Source organism: Shewanella sp. Shew256 (assembly GCF_002196695.1).
Classification (GTDB): domain Bacteria; phylum Pseudomonadota; class Gammaproteobacteria; order Enterobacterales; family Shewanellaceae; genus Shewanella; species Shewanella mangrovisoli.
In genome coordinates, this window is record NZ_NAJR01000002.1 from 66,442 (window position 1) to 88,171 (window position 21,730).

The window sequence follows — 21,730 nt, forward strand, 5'->3', positions numbered from 1 at the left end:
GAGGTTTGGGATGAAATTCACCTTAATTGCCGAGCAACTGTTTGATGGTGAAGCCTTCCATCGGGATGTGCCTGTCACCATTGAAGATGGTCTGATAGCCAGCTTAGACACCGCATCGGGTGCTAAGGAAATCCGCTACCCAGGCACCCTAGTGCCAGGTTTTATCGATGTACAAGTTAACGGCGGTGGCGGCGCGTTATTCAATAGCAGCCCAACGGTCGCTTGCATTGAAACCATAGGCAAGGCGCATGCTCGCTTTGGTACCACTGGCTTTTTACCTACGCTTATCACAGATGATGTGCAGGTGATGGCCAAGGCTGCCGATGCGGTTGCCAGTGCGGTCGCGCAAAAGAGTGCAGGCGTATTAGGCGTACATTTTGAAGGCCCGCATCTTTCGGTACCTAAAAAAGGCGTGCATCCACAAGGTTTTATCCGTGAGATCACCGAGGCTGAACTGGCGATTTTTTGCCGTCAGGATTTAGGTATTCGAGTAGTGACCTTAGCGCCTGAAAATGTCTCGCCTGAGGTGATCCGCCTGTTGGTGGAGTCGGGCGTTAAAGTGTGTTTAGGCCACTCCAATGCGGACTACGATACCGTTGTCGCAGCATTAGCGGCGGGGGCGACAGGCTTCACTCACCTCTACAATGCCATGTCACCCTTAGGTTCCCGTGAGCCTGGCGTGGTGGGCGCGGCGATTGAGAGCGAAACCGCTTGGTGTGGTTTGATTGTCGATGGCCACCATGTGCATCCAGCGGCCGCAAGAGTCGCCCTGCGCGCTAAACCCCGTGGCAAAGTGATGTTGGTAACCGATGCCATGCCGCCAGTAGGCATGGAGGATGAAACCAGTTTTGAGCTGTTTGGTACTCAGGTACTGCGTGTCGGCGATAGATTAAATGCGGTGACGGGTGAACTGGCAGGCTGCGTATTAGACATGGCGACCGCAGTTGAGAACAGTGTGAAGATGCTCGGTTTACCGCTCGGTGAGGCCTTGAGAATGGCGTCTTTGTATCCTGCCGAGTTCCTTGGCATTGCCGAGAGCGTTGGTCGGTTAGCAGTAGGGCAGCGTGCCGATCTAGTGCTGCTAGATAATCAACACAAAGTGCTAGCCAACTACATTGCTGGAAATGCGGTTTATGTTCGCCCTTAGTGTGGGTTGAGTCAGTAAAGCGTTAACCTTGGCCCTTGTCGTATTTTGATGACAGGGGCTAAGTTTTTTTATTGTACAGTCTGCATTTTGCTCAAAAGTTATAAAATAATTTAAATAACAATAATAAAGGATAATGGTATGAGTACGACTGCGCCGGAATCTATCACCAATACGGGCGTGAATGCTCAGGAGGCTGCCGCGCAAAAGCGTCAGTCAAAACCGCGGTTGATGTCCCTCGATGCCCTGCGTGGCTTCGATATGTTTTGGATTCTAGGTGGCGAAGCCCTATTTGGTGCCTTGCTTATGTTGACGGGCTGGGCGGGCTGGCAATGGGGTGATACCCAAATGCACCATAGTGAGTGGAATGGGTTTCGCTTCTATGATTTGATTTTTCCGCTGTTTATTTTCCTCTCTGGTGTTGCCCTAGGATTATCGCCAAAACGCTTAGATAAACTGCCGATGCAGGAGCGCATGCCTGTGTATCGCCACGGAATAAAGCGACTGTTTCTACTGTTGTTGCTTGGGATTCTTTATAACCATGGTTGGGGAACCGGGGCGCCTGCCGATCCTGAAAAAGTCCGTTATGCCAGCGTATTAGGTAGAATTGCCTTTGCATGGTTTTTTGCCGCATTGCTGGTGTGGCATACCAGTTTACGAACCCAAGTGCTGGTGGCCTTGGGCATCTTAGTGGCCTATGGCGCGATGCAACTCTGGTTACCGTTTCCTGGTGGACAGGCTGGTGTGTTATCACCCACAGAGTCAATCAATGCTTATGTGGATAGCCTGTTACTGCCGGGTGTGAGCTATCAAGGACGAACGCCCGATCCTGAAGGCGTGTTATCGACTCTGCCCGCCGTAGTCAACGCCTTAGCGGGGGTGTTTGTCGGTCATTTTATTGTGAAATCCCATCCAAAAGGGGAGTGGGCTAAGGTTGGCCTATTGAGCGTTGCCGGTGGTGTTTGTTTGGCCCTAGGCTGGTTGCTGGATGGGGTTATTCCCGTCAATAAAGAGCTGTGGACAAGCTCTTTTGTGTTGGTCACTAGCGGTTGGAGCATGCTGCTGTTAGCACTATTTTATGCCCTTGTGGATGTGCTGAAATGGCAAAAGCTCGCCTTTATTTTTGTGGTGATAGGCACTAACGCCATCATTATTTATTTGGCCTCCAGCCTAGTGGATTGGAAGTATATCGCCCAGAGTGTGTTCGGTGGCGTTATCGCGGTATTGCCGGAAAATGCTCAGCACTTAGGAGCTGTGATTGGTTTGCTCACCGTTCAATGGTTAGTGCTGTATTGGATGTATCGTCGCAACATTTTTGTGCGGATCTAACGCCGATATCTGATTTTTCTTAAAGCCACGGACTCACCTCTGTGGCTTTTTTATTTCTAGCAAACAAAGGGCACAGAGCATCTTTGGTTGTAAATCAGCGGTTAACTGAGAGTTTATGGCTCATTCTGGGGCAAATAGGGCCATTTTGCGGGCTAAATCGCAAATGACAGCGTTGTCTTTTTGTGTTGTTTGTTTTAACATCACTGAAACAATGGTGCGTTCGGATGATAACATTAGCCATTGCAGATGAGTTGCGATACGGATGTGCGGAATACTCAGCGGTTTTTAGTCCCGCCATCACCTTAAAAAATTAATTACTATAAGAAGCAGGTTTATGGAAATGACACTCGATAAAAGCCAGCAGAAAAGCAGTTTTCTCCCCATGGCGATAGTGGCAGCACTCTTTTTCATCCTCGGATTCGCAACCTGGTTGAATGGATCCTTGATGCCCTATTTAAAACAAATTTTGCAACTCAATCCCTTCCAAGCCTCACTAATCCTGTTCTCCTTTTACATTGCGGTGACCTTTACCGCGCTGCCTTCGGCGTGGGTTATCCGTAAAGTCGGTTATAAAAATGGTATGGCACTGGGGATGGGCATCATGATGCTCGCAGGCCTATTATTTATTCCTGCGGCTAAGACCCAAATATTTGGCCTGTTTTTATGTGCACAATTAGTGATGGGCACAGGCCAAACCCTACTGCAAACGGCAGTAAACCCCTACGTGGTTCGCCTTGGGCCTGAAGAGTCTGCCGCGGCCCGTGTGAGTGTGATGGGCATTTTGAATAAAGGTGCTGGAGTGATTGCACCGTTAGTTTTCTCAGCATTGATTTTAGATAGCTTTAAAGACCGCATTGGCACTACGTTAACCCAAGTGCAAATTGATGAAATGGCAAACAGCTTGGTTTTCCCTTACCTCGGTATGGCAATCTTTATTGGGGTGTTGGCGCTTGCTGTTAAAAAATCGCCTCTGCCAGAATTATCTAATGAAGATGAAGTGGCCGAGCACACAGATAAAGGCCAAATCAAGGCTGCCTTGTCTCATCCTAACTTAGCCTTTGGGGTTATCGCGCTATTTGTCTACGTGGCGGTTGAGGTGATTGCCGGTGACACTATCGGTACCTTCGCCTTATCGCTAGGGGTTGAACATTACGGCGTGATGACCTCCTACACTATGGTGTGTATGGTGCTGGGTTATACCTTAGGGATTATCTTGATCCCTCGCTTTATCTCTCAGCCAACGGCACTGATGATTTCGGCGATTCTTGGGCTATTACTGACCCTTGCTATCCTGTTCGGGGATAATAATTCCTACGCGATTGCCAATGCGCTGTTAGTGCCTTTCGGCGGTGTGGCCTTGCCTGATACCTTACTCTTCATTGCCTTCTTAGGATTAGCCAATGCGATTGTTTGGCCTGCGGTGTGGCCTCTGGCGCTGTCGGGTTTAGGTAAGCTCACCAGCACAGGTTCGGCATTACTCATCATGGGGATTGCGGGTGGTGCTTTTGGTCCACTGTTTTGGGGACTCACGAGTTCGGCCACAGATATGGGGCAGCAGGGCGGTTATATGGTGATGTTACCTTGCTACCTGTTTATCCTCTTCTATGCCGTGAAAGGCCATAAGATGCGTCACTGGTAATCGGCTATCACGCGATGTAAAAAAGCCCTCAACAGAGGGCTTTTTGCTATTTGCTAGATATGAATTAGAAGGCGTAGCTGACTGTTGCTAATACGGTATCGTCGTTTTTCCACACGCCGTCAGAGACTTTCTGATCGCCGCTCAAATCAGTGCCAAGCCATGCGAGCGACAGGCCAAATCCCATAAATTCCGTGGATACGCCAACGGAATAATCCGAATAGCTATCAAAGCCTTCACCATCGTCTAAGGCATCACCTACGTTGTAGCCGTAATGCAGGTCGAGGTTCCAGTTTTCAACAAACTCATAGGAGTAATTGATTTCGCCGTAGTGGTAATCTAAATCGCTGCCACCGTAATCATTGGTGTACCAATAGGCTACGCGAAAGCCGCTAAACTCGACGCCAGCTGTGACTTCGAAATAGCCGAGATCACTCTCGCCCGAATAGTTATAGCGGTTGAGGGTCACGTCGTAACTGACGTTGTCATTGATGTCACCGCCGTAGGCAACATAGAAGTCATACTCTATATCTGGACCGTTGTAACCTGGCTCATCAAAGTCGACATTACTGGCCCAGGCGCCGACCGAAAATCCGGACTCAAAACTCCAATCGACACCGCCTTGAACCGCAGGATCGCCCGCGGTTTGCGAGATGCCTCGGAAGCGATAATCATTGGTTACGCTAATTTCCCCCGACACTTCTGCGGCGGCAATGCCGGAGAATAAGCTGGTCGTCAGCGCAAGCCCAACAACTTGTGCCAGCCGTTTTTTATTTAGGTTGTTATTCACGGTATTTCTCCCATTTTCTTGATTGACACGGATGTACTAAGTTCTTTTAGCTTTTAAAACAGGCTAGTACATTCGTTGCTTTGCCAAACAACAACCCAGGAAACCCCGTAGCTGTGACCTCATGGCGAGTTAAGCTAAATTGCTTTAGCTTGGTTAATCGAGGCAAAAAGCACCCCCTATGAAACTCACTTTTGTTCGAAGATGACATAAACCTTGCGGCAGGGCTCTACAACTTGCCACTGCCCTTGGAACCCCGCAGGAATAATAAATCGGTCGCCGACAGTGAAGGTTTGTGACTGCCCCTCAAGATCTGTGATGACGCTGGTCCCTTCGAGGACCTCGCAATACTCGTATTCAGTGTAGTTGATTTTCCAAGCACCTGATTCGCTTTGCCAAATTCCACTGTGGAATTGATTACAGGGACTAGAGTAATGATTCTGTAATTGCTGGGTGGGATTACCAGAGATGCGCTTTTCTGGGGCAACTTGGTAACTTTCCATCGGCGACTGTGCGCTAGCAAAGCGAATGATCGACGTGATGCTCATTGTTATATTGGCTCCAGTCGAAGTTATTTCATGGTGGGCATAACAAACTCAGCTTGAGTCTGTTTGCCTACGGGCCAGCGTGCCGTGATGGCTTTACGTTTGGTATAAAAACGTACCCCGTCAGGGCCATGCATATGCAGGGGACCAAAGAGCGAACGTTTCCAGCCACCGAAGGAGTGGAAGGCCATAGGCACAGGGATGGGCACGTTAACGCCCACCATACCCACCTGCACATGGTGGCAAAAATGTCTGGCGGCCTCACCGCTTTGGGTAAAGATGGCGGTGCCATTACCAAATTCATGCTGGTTGATAAGCGCCAGTGCGCTGGCATAGTCCTTAACCCGCACAATCGACAGCACTGGACCGAAGATTTCTTCGCGGTAAATACGCATCTCAGGGGTGACGTTATCGAATAAACAGGCGCCTAAGAAGTACCCCTGCTGATGGTCGGCAACGGTTAACTGGCGACCGTCCACCACTAAGGTCGCACCTTCTTTAACACCGGCGTCGACAAATTCCGTGACTTTGGCGAGGTGTTGGCGGGAGATCAACGGTCCCATTTCCATCTCAGGGGTGAGGCCATTGCCCACTTTTAACTGTTGAATTTGCGGTAATAATTTATCGACCAGCTTATCGCCCACATCCCCTACGGCCAATACCACTGAAATGGCCATGCAACGCTCGCCCGCGCTGCCATAGGCGGCGCCCATGAGTGCACTTACCGCTTGATCTAAATCCGCATCCGGCATCAGTAGCATATGGTTTTTTGCGCCGCCGAGGGCCTGCACCCGTTTACCGTGTTTAGATGCGGTGCTGTAAATGTATTCCGCAATCGGGGTGGAGCCAACAAAGCTGACGGCCTGAATATCTTCATGGCTGAGCAGGGTATCGACGGCCTCTTTATCACCGTTGACTACGTTAAATACCCCAGCAGGGAGACCTGCTTGCGTGAGTAATTCCGCAATACGCATCACTGCGCTTGGGTCTTTCTCCGAAGGCTTCATAATAAAGGTGTTACCGCAGGCAATCGCGATTGGGAACATCCACATGGGAACCATCACGGGGAAGTTAAAGGGCGCTATGCCTGCGACAACACCTAAAGCTTGATTGACCGACCAAGCGTCGACGCCACCGCCGACCTGCTGGGTATGTTCCCCTTTGAGCAAGTGTGGGATACCACAGGCAAATTCGACGACTTCGAGACCACGAATGAGTTCTCCCCGCGCATCATCGAGCACTTTGCCGTGCTCTAAGGTAATCAGCTGCGCCAGCTCATCCATATGTTGCTCGACTAGCGCCTTAAACTTAAATAACACACGAGCACGATTGAGGGGCGTTACCTGTGACCAAGTGTCGAAGGCCGATTTGGCGATAGCAATGGCGGCAGAGACTTCGTCGCGACTCGCGAGGGAGACTTGGCCTCGGCATTCTCCCGTCGCGGGTTCGAAAATCTCTTGGCTTCTTGTACTGGCTGCGGTGTGCGCGCCATTCACATAATGAGTCATTGTCAGCATAGGTAACCTTTCAATTGCCCCCAATTTGGGCGTTAGATAAAAAATTGTGCATCATCCTACGGCGCGAATCGCATCGCCTAGGCTGTTAACTATTTGGTCTATTTGGTGTTTCTCTGCGATTAAAGGTGGAGAAATGGCGATAATATCGCCCGTCGCCCGCACGAGCGTGCCTTGATGGAAGCAATGCTCGAACACGCTGTAACCGCGTTTGCCGACGCCTTGGCTATTCGGCGCGAGTTGGAAGCCTGCGACCAATCCGGTGTTGCGGATATCAATCACATTCGGCAAACCTTTGAGACTATGAACGGCATCCTCGAAATAACGCTCAAGTTCGAAGCTGCGTTCAAATAGCTGTTCGTTTTCATAGATGGACAGCGTGGCGAGCGCTGCGGCCGCCGCTACTGGATGCCCTGAATAGGTATAGCCGTGGAAAAACTCGATGAGTTCGGTGGGGCCTTGCATACAGGTATCGTGAATAAAATCCTGCACAAACACGGCGCCCATTGGGATCGCACCATTATTGATGGCCTTGGCCGTGGTGATTATGTCGGGGATAACGCCCCAGCGTTGGCTGGCAAAGGCGGCACCAACGCGGCCAAAGGCGGTAATTACTTCATCAAAAATCAACAGGATGCCGTGTTTTTGGGTGATTTCCCGTAGGCGTTTTAAGTAACCCTGTGGCGGTAAAATCACCCCCGCCGAACCCGACATAGGCTCGACGATAACGGCGGCAATATTCTCAGCGCCGTGGAGTGTGACGAGTTGTTCTAATACTTCGGCTTTTTCCGCACCAAGGCTAGGCAAGCCACGGCTAAAGGCTGAATTTTGAATATCTAAGGTGTGGGGCAGGTGGTCCACGCCTTGTAGCAGTTGGCCACTGAAGGCTTTACGGTTATTGCTCAAGCCTCCCACTGAAATGCCGCCAAATCCTACGCCATGGTATCCCAACTCACGGCCAATAAAGCGAGTGCGTGACGCTTGGCCATTAGCTCTGTGGTAACAGAGTGCCATTTTAAGCGCGGTATCGACGGACTCTGATCCCGAGTTGGTAAAAAAGACCTTATTGAGTCCTTCAGGGCTGAGTTCAGTTAACCGTTCGGCGAGTTCGAAGGCGAGAGGATGACCCATTTGGAAGGACGGCGCGTAATCCATCTCGCGAATTTGCTTGCTAACGGCTTCGCTGATCTCACGGCGTCCATGGCCGGCGTTACAACACCACAAGCCAGCCGTTGAGTCTAATACCTTGTTGCCATTGATATCCGTGTAGTACATGCCTTCTGCTTGGGCGAGCAGGCGAGGGCTGGCTTTAAACTGGCGGTTGGCGGTAAAGGGCATCCAATAATGTTCGAGAGAAGGATGCTCATGCGTTGCGTTGTAGGGTGAATCGGCCATAGTGTTTACCTTGTCCTTTTCCTTGTTAAATGAGGTCAGGTCTTCGTTAAGGGTGGCTAATATTTGCTATGCTATGTTAGAAATAATGAACATGGAAGAGGTGTGTGCAGTTATTTGTGGCAAAAATGCTATTTTTGTAAAAAATATTGAATATTAATGATTGAACAGCGTAATCTAAGCAGCAGTTAACGACTTAGGTCATCTTTGGCATTTGGCCGTCGAGATAGCCCTCATCCCAATAAAGCTAAAATAAACAAATACAAACGATCAAGAGGTCATCATGAGTACACCTAAAAAACGGAGTGATTGGGAAAGCCTCGCTGCTAGCCTAGCAATCAATGGCAAGGCTTATATCAATGGCGAATACCGCGATGCGGCAGCGGGCAGCACCTTTGATTGTGTCAGCCCAATCGACGGACGCGTATTAGCCAAGGTCGCCAGTTGCGATCTGATGGACGCCAATATCGCCGTCGCTAATGCCCGTGAGGTGTTTGAATCTGGCGTATGGTCAAAGACTGCCCCTGTTAAACGTAAGCAAGTGATGATCCGTTTTGCCGAGTTATTGGAAGAAAATGCCAATGAACTCGCCCTGTTAGAAACTTTGGACATGGGTAAGCCAATCCGCTTTTCAAAGGCGGTAGATATTGCCGGTGCCGCCCGTGCTATCCGTTGGTCGGGTGAGGCCGTCGATAAACTCTACGACGAGCTAGCGCCTACGGCACATAATGAAATCGGCATGATCACCCGCGAGCCCGTGGGTGTGGTGGCGGCGATTGTGCCTTGGAACTTCCCGTTATTAATGGCCTGTTGGAAGCTGGGGCCAGCACTGGCGACGGGTAACAGCGTTATTCTTAAACCTTCTGAGAAATCTCCCTTAACGGCCATTCGTATCGCCGAGCTTGCGGTGCAGGCTGGGATCCCTAAGGGCGTGCTAAACGTACTGCCGGGTTATGGGCATACGGTCGGCAAGGCGCTGGCGCTGCATATGGATGTGGATACCTTAGTCTTTACTGGCTCAACAAAAATCGCTAAGCAATTAATGATTTATGCGGGCGAATCGAATATGAAGCGGGTGTGGCTTGAGGCTGGCGGTAAGAGCCCGAATATTGTATTTAACGATGCGCCCGATCTTAAAGCTGCGGCGGTGGCGGCCGCCGAAGCCATTGCCTTTAACCAAGGTGAAGTCTGTACTGCGGGCTCGCGTTTGCTGGTGGAGTCTGGGGTTAAAGATCAACTGATTGAGCTTATCGCCGAAGAACTCGCCTCGTGGCAACCTGGGCATCCGCTGGATCCCGCTACTGTCAGCGGCGCTGTGGTCGATAAGCAGCAATTAGATACCATCTTAAGCTATATCAAGGCGGGCCAAGACGAAGGCGCGAGTTTAGTCCATGGTGGACAACAAGTGCTGGCTGATACGGGCGGCGTGTATGTGCAACCCACTATCTTTAGCCAAGTACACAACAAGATGAAAATCGCCAGCGAGGAAATCTTTGGCCCTGTGTTATCTGTCATTGAATTCAATGGCATGGAAGAGGCGATTGCGATAGCCAATGACACCATTTACGGCTTAGCGGCAGGGGTGTGGACGGCGGATATCAGCAAGGCACACAAAACCGCGAAGGCGCTGCGCTCGGGTATGGTGTGGATTAACCATTATGATGGAGGCGATATGACGGCGCCTTTCGGTGGTTATAAACAATCGGGCAATGGCCGCGATAAATCCATGCACTCCTTCGATAAATACACCGAAATCAAGGCGACTTGGATAGCCCTCTAAGTCGTTTTGACTCGCTCTCAAGCCTCTTTACGCCGATGCGAAAGGGGCTTTATTTTTTCTGGTTAACCCTCTAATTAAATGGATAAAGTGGCGCAAGGGTGCCTCTTGGGGATTTTTGCTGTACATTGCTCGGATGATGAACTCATTTGCTAAGGGATGTTCTGTGAGTCTCAAATACTTATCTTTGACCTTAATGCTGCTAGCCACCTTGGCCTTATCGGGGTGTTCTTCTACCCATTCGGGAAACTGGCAGGGTTTTACTGAATCTGGCCAAGCTTCTTTCTACGGCGATAAACATCAAAATAAGAAAACCGCCAGCGGTGAGCGTTATAACCATAAATTAAAAACGGCCGCCCATAAGGAAATTCCTTGTGGTTCAGTAGTTAAAGTTACCAATCTTAAGAACGGTAAAACGGTTGTGGTTAAGGTCAACGACAGGGGGCCTTTCGTGCGGGGCCGAATTATAGATTTGTCCAAATCCGCATTTAGCAGCATAGGCAATACCTCGGCGGGTTTACTGGATGTCAAAATTGAAGTGATTCAAGCCGCGAGTCAGTAATCGACTCTCAATGAGCTTGCCATGTGTGCTTTACCAAAACAGTATCGGTTCGAATGGTTTGAATAGTGCTTGGGTTTTAGTATGTGCAGTAAAACGCAGGCTATAAGTCATTATCCCAGTTGGAAATCAGAATAAGGACAGCCAATGGAATATCCTCTCGTGAGTACTCAATGGCTCGAAGAGCACCTCACCTCGCCAGATCTCGTGTTACTCGATGCCAGCATGGCCGTGGTGTTAGGCAAAGAGCCTATTCTCTATTCCGAACCTGTGTGCATTCCGCGCTCGCGGCGCTTTGATGTCGAAACGGATTTTTGCGATAAAACCTCTTCTCAAATCCACGCCTTACCAAGGTTTGAACAGTTTGTAGAAGGCATTGCCAAGCTCGGAATAGACCCGCAAAGCGTGGTGGTTATCTATGATAATCAAGGGATTTATTCTTCTCCGCGCGCTTGGTGGATATTCAAGGTGATGGGATTTCACCGTGTGTATGTGCTCGACGGTGGTTTACCCCAATGGATGGCTGAAGACAGAGTCACCTCATCCCGCTATCAGGAAGAAGGGATAGATTATGGGGCAAGCGATAGTGAGGAACTCACTGCCGTTTTGGAATATCAGCCTGCCAAGGTGATGGATGCCGAGGCCGTGTTTGCTAGGCTTGATGATAGCGGCAGCGCGATTATCGATGCCCGCGGCGCTGCCCGTTTTTTAGGCCAAGTGAGTGAGCCGCGCCCAGGTGTGCGTAGTGGGCACATTCCCCATTCGGTTAATTTACCTTTTACAGAGGTGCTCGATGGCTTCAAAATCAAAAGCTCGGCCGAATTACACACCCTGTTTCAAGGGCTTGCTGGCGATAAACCGTTAAGGATTTTCAGCTGTGGCTCGGGCATTACCGCCTGTATCTTAATCTTAGCGTCGATTGCATCTGGTCATGCCGATGCTGTGCTTTACGATGGCTCGTGGGCCGACTGGGGCAGTCGCAGCGATTTACCCATAGCGCAATAAGTGCTGATAGCAGGAGTGCTAAGCAGGATAACCAGCAGCACTCCATTGGCAGGTGATATATCCTTTGACTTATCAAGGAGTTTGCCATGATAACTCGATTGTTTGATAAGCTGATCTTCGGCTTTATCTTAGTGATGGCGCTGCAACTTCCCCAATTAGCCGATCATTATCAGCAATTTTTGGCGGGGCTCTATACCTCGACTCAATGGCAAGTTGAGGGCTACGAGGCCACGGCGAAGGAATATCACTACGGCGATGTAGAAACCATGATTGCCCGCCATTTGCAAAATGAGGAGCCTAGCGTCAGGGCGGATGCCGAGCAAAAGCGCCAGACGCTGGACTTGTATCAAGCGCTGCAGCAGGGAATGCAGACCTTTGCGCAGGGGAATCTCTTCGAGAAAACCGCCTATATGTTCAATCCTGCTCGTTATGAATATTTACAGCAAACCATAGTTAACTTTAAGCCCGGCATCCCGTTAACCACCAGTGGGATTGGCTTTGGCGTGCTGGTGGCGCTAATAGTGCATTATCTGGGTTCGCTGCCCTTTATTCTGTGGGCAAGGCGTAACGCAAGTAGTACCCGTTAGTGTCGTTGGATATCGTGCTCGCTTATCCAACGACAGGGCAAATCTCAGAATAAGTCCTTAAACCTGTGGTACAGCATACCCGCCGCCAGCATAGGCGAGCGGAATGTGGGGCCGCCGGGGAAGGTCATATGCTTGATTTTGGCGAACACATCAAAATATCCCGCCTGCTGACATATGGCTTCGGCGAGCAGTTTGGCCGCCATATGGGTGGCATTTACGCCGTGGCCTGCGTAAGCTTGGGCGTAAAAAATATTACTCGCATCGGGGAGGCGACCGATTTGCGGCATACGGTTGGCGCCAATGCCTATCATGCCGCCCCATTCGTAATCGATGCGTATGCCTTTTAACTGTGGGAATACCTTCTCAAGGTTCGGCCTGAGCGCTGCCTCAATATCCTTAGGATCTTTGCCAGAATAAGTACAAAGTCCACCGAAGAGTAAGCGTCTATCCGCCGATAAGTGGAAGTAATCTAAGGCGATTCGCATGTCTGCAAAGGCCATATTTTGCGGGATAATGCTTTGGCATTGCGCTTCTGTCAGTGGCTCTGTTGCAAGCAAGTAGCTCCCCGCGGGCAGCACTTTACCTCCGATGTAGCTATTCAGTTTATGGCCTATATAAGCGTTGCCCGCCAGCACGACATATTGGCAAGTCACTTCACCCTTAGCCGTTAATACTCGTGGTTTATCGCCAGGAATTATCTTTTCTGCGGCGCTGTATTCAAATAATTGAGCGCCCAAGTCACGGGCAACACGAGCCTCGCCCAAGGCCAAATTCAGTGGATGTAAATGACCGCTGCCCATGTCGACTAGGGCGCCTTGGTAAAAGTCGGAGCCGATCACCTCTCCGAGCTGAGACTGAGTTAATAGTTTGATTTCATGCTGATATCCAAGGCGTTTAAGGTGGGCGAACTCTTGTTCTAGCTCGAGCATATGCCGAGGTTTAACCGCCAAATCGCAATAGCCCATTTGTAAATCACAATCGATCTGATGGGTCTGTATGCGATTTCGCACAATCTCTACCGCCTCAAACCCCATCTGTTCAATGGCACTCACGCCTTCTTGGCCTATCTCATTGATAAATTGCGCAGGATCATGGCCAATACCGCGGATCAGCTCGCCACCATTACGCCCTGAGGCGCCCCAGCCAATGCGTTTGGCCTCGAGTAGCACCACGTTTAGGCCCTTTTGCCGCAGTTCGATAGCCGTGTTAATACCGCTGAAACCACCGCCGATAATGCAAACATCGGTGCTTACCTTGCCCTCAAGTTGGGGATGGGCGTAAATTTCTTTTGCAGTATCAACATAATAAGACTGGGGATATTGTTCACTATGAACGGGAGGTTTGGTGGTCATTTGAGCTCCAAAAAATTGTTTTTATTGTAAATTGGGCTTGTCCCAGTATACTCATCACACTTTTGTGATACTGCTAAAAAGTGTGCATTTTATTTAACACACTTTTTAGATAGAATACAACGGAAGCGATTAAACTCACGCTTTTAGGGCTAAAATGTGTTTGGGATGATGTTTATCCTGAACAACCTGTTCTTCATCTATCGGGGCAACCGATCCTTTGGGGAGATGCGAAATTTGGATATTGGAGCCAGTCTCAGAACTGTTCGAAAAATGAAAGGCTTATCCCAGCGTGAGCTGGCTAAGCGTGCTGGTGTGACTAACAGTACGATTTCAATGATCGAAAAAAACAGTGTTAGCCCATCCGTCAGTTCTTTGAAAAAGGTACTGTCGGGTATCCCTATGTCTTTAGTGGATTTTTTCTCGATTGAAGCCTCGATTGAGAGTGAGCAAAAAGTGGTTTATCGCTCCGATGAACTCCTCGATATAGGTACTGGGCCGTTAGAATTTAAGTTGATTGGCCGTGACTTTCCCAATCGTGCCATGTCGGTGATGAGTGAAACCTATCCACCGGGTTCGGATACGGGCGAGGAAATGCTGAAACACGAAGGTGAAGAGGCGGCCATGGTGATCGAAGGTAAATTCGAACTGACCGTTGGCGACGAGGTATATATCTTAGAAGCGGGTGATAGTTACTACTTTAACAGTGAGTTACCCCATAGATTTCGTAACCCTTTCGATGAACCCTGTCGACTGGTCAGTGCAACAACGCCAGCGAATTTCTAATCGCATAGCCAGTCACATAGCTAATCGTATAGCGCTGTCCTAGGTTGTCTAGGATGGCGCAATCCTGACATTTCCCCTTATCAACCTCATCTCAAACTGGCTTTGGATTACAAAATATTATTCAAAGTGTAAATAATATTTTTCAAATGAGCCTAAATCAGCGCTATCTATCTTTGCCTGATTTTCATCCAAAACAACCGCTATAAGCCGATTTTGTTACCCTTAGGCAACACAATACCCCCTAATTTCCTGTATTACATCCCAAAATACTGTCTTGCAACTAAACGATCATTAACAAGTGTTTAACCTCTTGCCTGAGGTTAAAATTCGGTGTACTGTGTGAAAAAATGAACATTAAAACTTAACATGTTCATTATGCTGTCATTCAAGGTGAAGGTGAGTTATGTCTGTCGAGTTGCCCCTTATAGGTGTTATTGCGTGTAATCAACAATTGGGATCACATCCCTTTAATATTGTTGGTGAAAAATACCTCTTAGGTGTAGTGAATGGTGCTAAGGGCTGGCCCTTAGTGATCCCCTCATTAGGTGCTGAACAACCTATAGAGACGATTCTGGCAAGTCTCGATGGCATTCTCTTTACCGGTTCGCCTTCGAATGTTGAACCCTATCTCTATGCGGGTGAACCGAGTGAAGTCGGTACTCACCACGATCCCAAACGCGATGCCACCACCTTACCGCTCATCCGTGCGGCCATTGCGGCGGGTGTGCCTGTGCTTGGGATTTGTCGTGGCTTTCAAGAGATGAACGTGGCGTTTGGTGGCAGTTTGCATCAGAAGTTGCACGAAGTGGGCGGTTTTATTGAACACAGAGAAGATAAAGAGGCCTCGTTAGAGGTGCAATATGGGCCATCCCACAGTATCACTGTGGAGCCTGGGGGGGTCATTTACGAGGCCTGGGGCCGTAACTCGGCAGAGGTAAACTCTGTACATACTCAGGGCGTGGAGCGTCTTGGGATTGGGTTGCGGCCAGAAGCTTATGCTCCAGATGGTCTAGTGGAGGCATTCTCCGTTATAGACGCAAATGAATTTGCCCTCGGTGTGCAATGGCATCCTGAATGGAAGGTGAGTGAAAACCCATTTTTCCTCTCTATATTCAATGCCTTTGGTGATGCGTGCCGTCGTAGGGCTACAACTCGAGTGAAATAAAATGAATAAGCTAATCGCTTTTTTAAAAGAACGAAAAATCACAGAAGTCGAATGTGTTATCAGCGATATGACAGGTATCGCCCGCGGAAAAATTGCCCCAGTGGATAAGTTCCTCGACGAGAAAGGCATGCGCTTGCCCGAAAGCGTGTTGCTGCAAACCGTGACCGGTGACTTTGTCGACGATGATATTTATTACAGCTTGCTCGACGATGCGGATATCGATTTTGTCTGTGTTCCCGATGAAAATGCGGTGTTTATGCTGCCTTGGACCATTGAAGCGACGGCGCAAGTGATCCACGATTGCTACGACAGAATGGGCAATCCCATCGAATTATCGCCGCGTAACGTCTTGAAAAAAGTGCTTTCGCTTTACGAGCAAAAAGGCTGGGAGCCAGTCATTGCACCTGAGATGGAGTTTTATCTCACCAGCCGTAGCGATGACCACGATTTACCCCTTAAGCCACCTATTGGTCGCTCAGGCAGACCGGAAGCGGGACGTCAGTCTTTCTCGATTGATGCGGCTAACGAATACGATCCGCTTTTCGAAGATATGTATGACTGGTGCGAGCTGCAAGGTTTAGATATCGATACGCTGATCCACGAAGACGGCCCAGCGCAAATGGAGATTAACTTCAGCCACGGTAATCCATTATCTCTTGCCGATCAGGTGTTTGTATTCAAGCGCACCCTGCGTGAGGCGGCATTAAAACACAATGTGTGCGCCACCTTTATGGCTAAACCTGTGACCGATGAGCCAGGCAGTGCGATGCACATTCACCAAAGCGTGATTAATAAGGAGACGGGCAAAAACATCTTCACCAATGAAGACGGAACTCAAAGCCCATTATTCCTAAGCTATATCGCTGGTTTACAAAAATTTATTCCTGAACTCTTGCCTTTAATGGCGCCCAATGCCAACTCGTTCCGACGTTTCTTACCGGGCACCTCTGCGCCAGTTAACTTGGAATGGGGTGTTGAGAACAGAACCTGCGGTCTGCGTATTCCTGAGTCTTCACCGCAAAACCGCCGCATTGAAAACCGTATTCCTGGGGCGGATGCGAACTGCTATTTAGCCATCGCTGCGAGCTTACTCTGCGGTTACATCGGTATGGTGGAAGGGTTAAAACCTTCGACACCAGTGCAGGGTAAATCGAACGAAAGCCGTAGCAACAATCCACATTGCCTGCCGTTAACCTTAGAAGAAGCCTTAGCGGCGATGGAAGAGAGCGATGCCTGTAAGGAATATTTAGGTGAAGCCTTTACCACCGGCTTTGTGGCGGTCAAACAGGCCGAGCTTGAAAACTTCCGCCGCGTCGTGAGTTCGTGGGAGCGGGAGTTCCTGTTACTCAGTGTGTAATTTGCACTGTTTTTGTTCAAAACTGTCATGGCCTTAACGGATTTAGTGTCAAGATAGCGGGAATATTTGAACAATCAGCAAAAATGCTCTGCACTAATTTGGTAAGTTTGCTTAACTTTGGTGCAGAGCGCTTTTAAATTGAAATGCTTACGTATGCTTTACGGTAACTGAGTTGCGGTGTGAAATCCCATTCAATGCACTCAAAGAGATGATGATTTTGTACCTTGGTAGCGTGTGCATAAATTTGATTGAAATAAGCGTTTTGTAACTTACTGTTAGTTAAGCTTAAAAAGAGTTTTTTCTGAGATGGTTTCAGCGGTTTTTCTAGGGGCTTGAGGCATTTGTCTTAATGTTGCAAGATGTAGGGCGTACAAATATCTAGTCTATTTTACTGCTTGTTAATGCAAGTGTGTAAATCGACAAATTTGGCATGAAATCTGATACTCCCATCAATTGCAGCCACCTAGAGATGAAGGCATTATGGTGCTGTAGAGACTGCCGATGCGGTTTTTAAGGTGTAGCATTGGTCGAGAATAACAACAATAACCGAGCAGATGGTCGGTGACACAATTTCAGAATTGTTAAAGGCAATTCTGCTACCCGAGAAAGGAGAAAGCATGAAGCTATTTAATAAGATGACGACTTTGGCTTTAGTAACCGCGGGCGCCCTCGCAAGCGTTGCTGCCCAAGCTGAAGAAGTAGTGCGCGTATATAACTGGTCTGATTATATCGCGGAAGATACCTTAGAAAACTTCAAGAAAGAAACGGGCATTCGGGTGATTTACGATGTGTTTGATAGTAACGAAGTGCTGGAAGCCAAGTTACTGTCTGGCCGCAGTGGTTACGACATCGTGGTTCCATCTAACCATTTCCTCGCTAAACAAATTAAGGCTGGCGCATTCAAGCCGCTAGACCGCTCTAAACTCAGCAACTTTAAAAACCTCAATGCCGATCTGATGAAACAGTTAGAGAAGGCTGATCCAGGTAACCAATATGCCGTACCTTACCTCTGGGGTACCAATGGTATCGGTTACAACATCGATAAAGTGAAAGCCGCGGTAGGTGAAGATGCGCCATTTGATTCAATGGAGCTGATCTTTAACCCCAAATATGCTGAAAAAATCTCTAAGTGTGGCTTTGCTATGCTGGATTCGGCCGATGATATGGTGCCACAGGCGATGATCTACTTAGGTCTTGACCCTAACAGCACGAAAGCCGAAGACTATGAAAAAGCAGGTGAGTTACTCGAAAAAATTCGCCCTTACGTGACTTATTTCCACTCATCACGCTATATCTCTGATCTCGCGAACGGCGATATCTGTGTGGCATTCGGCTTCTCGGGTGACGTATTCCAAGCCGCGGCCCGTGCCGATGAAGCGGGTAACGGCAACAAGATTGGTTACTCGATTCCAAAAGAAGGCGCGAATTTGTGGTTCGATATGTTAGCTATCCCTGCGGATGCGGCTAACGTTGAAAATGCTCACAAACTTATCAACTACTTACTTCGCCCAGAAGTGATTGCGCCTATCTCTAACTATGTGGCTTATGCTAACCCTAACGACCCAGCACAGCCTTTAGTTGATGAAGCGATTCGCAATGACCCTGCGATTTATCCACCAAAAGAAGTGTTGGAGAAATTGTATATTGGCGAAATCCGTCCATTGAAAATCCAACGCGTATTAACCCGCGTCTGGACCAAAGTGAAGTCTGGCCAATAATCGAGATGGGGCAAGCACTGCTTGCCCCTTTTAATAACGCAGACATTGGCTTGCTCCTTGAGCATTCGGCCTACAGATTTTATCTCTATTCATTAATTCATTGTGTAAATCTCAAGTATTGAACGCCTTGTCGCAGCAATACTCGGGTGGAGAAGTACTATGGCAAGCACCTCGGGCGTCACCAACAAACCCACTACAAAGACGCAAGAAAAAGTCCTGCTTAAGATTGAGCGGGTCAGTAAATTGTTCGACGATGTACGCGCGGTTGACGACGTATCATTGACGATTAATAAAGGTGAGATTTTTGCTTTACTTGGGGGCTCTGGCTCGGGTAAGTCGACCTTATTGCGTATGCTCGCGGGGTTCGAAAGACCCACCTCTGGGCGGATTTTTCTCGACGGTGAAGATATTACCGATTTGCCCCCCTACGAACGTCCCATCAACATGATGTTCCAATCCTATGCGCTCTTCCCCCATATGACGGTCGCGCAAAATATCGCCTTCGGTTTAAAGCAAGATAAGTTACCCAAAGCGGAAATTGAGCAAAGGGTGCAAGAAATGCTCAAGCTGGTGCATATGGAACAATATGGCAAGCGTAAGCCGCATCAGCTCTCCGGTGGTCAGCGTCAGCGGGTGGCGTTAGCCCGCTCCCTCGCGAAACGTCCTAAGTTATTGCTGCTCGACGAGCCGATGGGCGCGCTGGATAAAAAGCTGCGCACTCAAATGCAGTTAGAAGTGGTTGAAATTCTTGAGCGTGTTGGCGTGACTTGTGTGATGGTGACCCATGATCAGGAAGAAGCCATGACCATGGCGGGCCGAATTTCGATTATGAGCGACGGTTGGATTGCCCAAACCGGCTCACCCATGGACATTTACGAGAGTCCAAACAGCCGCATGATTGCCGAATTTATCGGTTCAGTGAACCTCTTTGGCGGCGAGATTGAAGTGGACGAAGTCGACCACCTCATCATTAAACCCAATGATTTAGCCCAGCCTTTCTATGTGGGTTACGGGGTAACGACCAGTGCCGAAGAAAAGCATGTGTGGTTAGCGGTACGTCCCGAAAAAACCATTATCAGCCGTGAGCAACCTGAGGGCGAGTACAACTGGGCCAAGGGCATAGTGCATGACATCGCCTACTTAGGTGGCATTTCGGTGTACTACATTCGCCTCGAAAACGGTCAAATAGTGCAATGCAGTATGACCAACCGTGAACGCCGTGCCGACCATGCGACATGGGATGATGAAGTGTTCATCAGCTGGGAGGACACCAGTGGCGTGGTGTTAAGATCATGAAGATGAAGTCAAAACTAAAATGGCTTAAGGGACGTTTCTGGACGATTAGCTTCCCTTACGCTTGGCTGTTGTTGTTCTTCGCCTTGCCCTTTGCCATTGTCCTTAAGATCAGTTTTTCGACGGCGGCGATTTCGATTCCGCCCTACGAGGCGACCTTCCAATATGCGGATGATGTATTAAACATCTTCCTGCATTTAGGTAACTACTTGATGTTGCTAGATGATTCGCTGTATTACACCGCGTATCTCAGCTCATTAAAAATGGCGCTCATTTCGACCATCGGCTGTTTGATCATTGGTTATCCCATGGCCTATGCCATTGCCCGTGCGCCAGCAAGGTTGCAAACCGTGCTGCTGCTATTGGTGATGCTACCTTCTTGGACCTCGTTCTTAATCCGCGTTTATGCTTGGATGGGGATCTTAAGTAACACGGGGATTATCAATAACACATTGATGTGGTTAGGAGTTATTTCTGAGCCATTGCAAATCTTAAACACTAATATCGCCGTCTATATCGGGATTATCTACGCCTATTTGCCCTTTATGATTTTGCCGCTGTACGCGACCTTAGTGAAGTTAGATATGAGCTTGATTGAGGCCGCATCTGACTTAGGGTCGAGCCGTTTAAATACCTTCTGGAAAATCACTTTCCCGTTATCGAAGAGCGGGGTGATTGCAGGTTCTATGCTGGTGTTTATTCCTGCGGTAGGGGAGTTTGTGATCCCTGAGCTGCTCGGCGGCCCAGATTCTCTGATGATAGGTAAAGTGCTGTGGCAGGAATTCTTCAATAACCGTGACTGGCCAGTGGCCTCATCACTGGCGATTGTGATGCTGGCACTCTTGATTATTCCTATTACCCTATTCCATCGCTATCAGGCGCGTAGTTTGGAGAAAGACCTATGAAAAAGCTGAGTTTTTCTTCGGTGATGCTGTGGTTCGGTTTGTTCTTCTTGTACGCACCTATGTTGATCCTAGTGATTTATTCGTTTAACGAATCTAAGTTAGTGACAGTGTGGGGCGGGTTTTCACCTAAATGGTACGGCGAGTTATTTGCCGATCAGCAAATTCTCGATGCGGTGTGGACCAGCCTTCGGATTGCGTTTTACAGCTCAACCATGGCGGTGATTATCGGCACTATGGCCGCCTTTGTGATGACGCGGTTTAAGCGCTCCTGGGCCAAGCTCACCCTGTCGAACATGATCACTGCGCCTTTGGTTATGCCTGAGGTGATCACGGGTCTGTCACTGCTGTTGCTGTTTGTGCATATGGCGGATCTCTTAGGTTGGCCGAAAGAGCGCGGAATGGTGACAGTTTGGATTGCCCACTCGACCTTTTGCGCGGCCTATGTGGCTGTGGTAGTGTCGTCAAGATTGCGTGAGTTAGATATGTCAATCGAAGAGGCGGCAATGGATTTAGGCGCAACGCCGCTTAAGACCTTCTTCCTGATCACTGTACCTATGATTTCACCGGCATTAGTCGCGGGTTGGTTGTTATCCTTTAGTCTGTCACTGGATGACTTAGTGATCGCAAGCTTTGCCTCAGGCCCTGGCGCGACCACCTTACCTATGGTGGTGTTCTCCTCGGTGCGTCTTGGCGTATCGCCTAAGATCAACGCCTTGGCAACACTTATCATTCTATGTGTGTCGTTAATCGCCTTCTTGTCTTGGTATATGGCAAGGCGCGCCGAAAAACGTGAGCGTATGCCGCTGAACTAATAAGTGGTGATACAGTGAATAAACATTGAGTTATCATTCTCTCGCTAGAAGGATGGCCTTGATAGCCAAG

Annotated in this window: 19 protein-coding genes; 14 read left to right on the forward strand and 5 right to left on the reverse strand. The window is 48.9% G+C overall.

Features of this window, described 5'->3' with window-relative positions; all coding sequences use genetic code 11:
- Window positions 1-10 precede the first annotated feature (10 nt).
- From nagA to nagP, 3 genes are all read left to right on the forward strand, one after another.
- Window positions 11-1,147, forward strand: coding sequence for an N-acetylglucosamine-6-phosphate deacetylase (nagA, locus tag B5P39_RS03165; RefSeq protein ID WP_088210441.1), 1,137 nt, complete (start codon window positions 11-13; stop codon window positions 1,145-1,147).
- 138 nt (window positions 1,148-1,285) lie between these two features.
- Window positions 1,286-2,473, forward strand: a complete 1,188-nt coding sequence (gene nagX / locus B5P39_RS03170) for a transmembrane glucosamine N-acetyltransferase NagX (protein WP_088210442.1) — start codon at window positions 1,286-1,288, stop codon at window positions 2,471-2,473.
- A 340-nt stretch (window positions 2,474-2,813) separates the two neighbouring features.
- Window positions 2,814-4,112, forward strand: coding sequence for an N-acetylglucosamine MFS transporter NagP (gene nagP / locus B5P39_RS03175; RefSeq protein WP_011717943.1), 1,299 nt, complete (start codon window positions 2,814-2,816; stop codon window positions 4,110-4,112).
- Between the two features lie 64 nt (window positions 4,113-4,176).
- On the opposite strand, the gene B5P39_RS03180 is transcribed toward nagP, so the two are convergent.
- The 4 genes from B5P39_RS03180 to B5P39_RS03195 all read right to left on the reverse strand — a co-directional run bounded on the left by B5P39_RS03180 (window position 4,177) and on the right by B5P39_RS03195 (window position 8,350).
- On the reverse strand, window positions 4,177-4,899 hold the full coding sequence (locus tag B5P39_RS03180; protein ID WP_088210443.1) for a TorF family putative porin: 723 nt from the start codon (window positions 4,897-4,899) through the stop codon (window positions 4,177-4,179).
- 185 nt (window positions 4,900-5,084) lie between these two features.
- Complete coding sequence (locus B5P39_RS03185) at window positions 5,085-5,450, reverse strand: cupin domain-containing protein (protein WP_088210444.1); 366 nt, start codon at window positions 5,448-5,450, stop codon at window positions 5,085-5,087.
- Window positions 5,451-5,467: 17 nt separating this feature from the next.
- Entirely contained in the window at window positions 5,468-6,958 is a 1,491-nt protein-coding gene (locus B5P39_RS03190; RefSeq protein WP_088210445.1) for a CoA-acylating methylmalonate-semialdehyde dehydrogenase, read from the reverse strand.
- A gap of 51 nt (window positions 6,959-7,009) precedes the next feature.
- Window positions 7,010-8,350, reverse strand: a complete 1,341-nt coding sequence (locus tag B5P39_RS03195; protein ID WP_088210446.1) for an aspartate aminotransferase family protein — start codon at window positions 8,348-8,350, stop codon at window positions 7,010-7,012.
- A 280-nt stretch (window positions 8,351-8,630) separates the two neighbouring features.
- Here B5P39_RS03195 and B5P39_RS03200 point away from each other — a divergent pair, with 280 nt between their 5' ends.
- The 4 genes from B5P39_RS03200 (at window position 8,631) to B5P39_RS03215 (ending at window position 12,275) form a co-directional block, all read left to right on the forward strand.
- A complete protein-coding gene (locus tag B5P39_RS03200) occupies window positions 8,631-10,127 on the forward strand; it encodes an aldehyde dehydrogenase (RefSeq protein ID WP_088210447.1) in 1,497 nt (498 codons plus the stop codon).
- Window positions 10,128-10,263: 136 nt separating this feature from the next.
- Window positions 10,264-10,686: a septal ring lytic transglycosylase RlpA family protein gene (locus B5P39_RS03205; RefSeq protein ID WP_441347603.1), complete on the forward strand. Its 423-nt coding sequence runs from the start codon at window positions 10,264-10,266 to the stop codon at window positions 10,684-10,686.
- 144 nt (window positions 10,687-10,830) lie between these two features.
- Window positions 10,831-11,688: a sulfurtransferase gene (locus tag B5P39_RS03210; protein WP_088210448.1), complete on the forward strand. Its 858-nt coding sequence runs from the start codon at window positions 10,831-10,833 to the stop codon at window positions 11,686-11,688.
- Window positions 11,689-11,774: 86 nt separating this feature from the next.
- Complete coding sequence (locus tag B5P39_RS03215; RefSeq protein ID WP_088210449.1) at window positions 11,775-12,275, forward strand: DUF2937 family protein; 501 nt, start codon at window positions 11,775-11,777, stop codon at window positions 12,273-12,275.
- 44 nt (window positions 12,276-12,319) lie between these two features.
- Here B5P39_RS03215 and B5P39_RS03220 read toward each other — a convergent pair whose 3' ends face one another.
- Entirely contained in the window at window positions 12,320-13,627 is a 1,308-nt protein-coding gene (locus tag B5P39_RS03220; RefSeq protein WP_088210450.1) for an NAD(P)/FAD-dependent oxidoreductase, read from the reverse strand.
- Between the two features lie 234 nt (window positions 13,628-13,861).
- Between B5P39_RS03220 and B5P39_RS03225 the strand changes: the two genes are divergently transcribed.
- The 7 genes from B5P39_RS03225 (at window position 13,862) to B5P39_RS03255 (ending at window position 21,660) form a co-directional block, all read left to right on the forward strand.
- Complete coding sequence (locus B5P39_RS03225; protein ID WP_039977919.1) at window positions 13,862-14,410, forward strand: cupin domain-containing protein; 549 nt, start codon at window positions 13,862-13,864, stop codon at window positions 14,408-14,410.
- Between the two features lie 403 nt (window positions 14,411-14,813).
- Window positions 14,814-15,575: a gamma-glutamyl-gamma-aminobutyrate hydrolase family protein gene (locus B5P39_RS03230; protein ID WP_088210451.1), complete on the forward strand. Its 762-nt coding sequence runs from the start codon at window positions 14,814-14,816 to the stop codon at window positions 15,573-15,575.
- A gap of 1 nt (window position 15,576) precedes the next feature.
- Window positions 15,577-16,932: a glutamine synthetase family protein gene (locus tag B5P39_RS03235; protein WP_011623668.1), complete on the forward strand. Its 1,356-nt coding sequence runs from the start codon at window positions 15,577-15,579 to the stop codon at window positions 16,930-16,932.
- Between the two features lie 617 nt (window positions 16,933-17,549).
- Window positions 17,550-18,650: a polyamine ABC transporter substrate-binding protein gene (locus B5P39_RS03240; RefSeq protein WP_088210452.1), complete on the forward strand. Its 1,101-nt coding sequence runs from the start codon at window positions 17,550-17,552 to the stop codon at window positions 18,648-18,650.
- 159 nt (window positions 18,651-18,809) lie between these two features.
- Complete coding sequence (gene potA / locus B5P39_RS03245) at window positions 18,810-19,946, forward strand: polyamine ABC transporter ATP-binding protein (protein ID WP_011623666.1); 1,137 nt, start codon at window positions 18,810-18,812, stop codon at window positions 19,944-19,946.
- Window positions 19,943-20,848 (forward strand): ABC transporter permease subunit, encoded by a 906-nt coding sequence (locus B5P39_RS03250; protein ID WP_011623665.1) that lies wholly within the window; start codon window positions 19,943-19,945, stop codon window positions 20,846-20,848. The genes potA and B5P39_RS03250 overlap by 4 nt, the downstream gene beginning before the upstream one ends.
- Window positions 20,845-21,660: an ABC transporter permease subunit gene (locus B5P39_RS03255; protein WP_011623664.1), complete on the forward strand. Its 816-nt coding sequence runs from the start codon at window positions 20,845-20,847 to the stop codon at window positions 21,658-21,660. Before B5P39_RS03250 ends, B5P39_RS03255 begins: the two co-directional genes overlap by 4 nt.
- Window positions 21,661-21,730 lie beyond the last annotated feature (70 nt).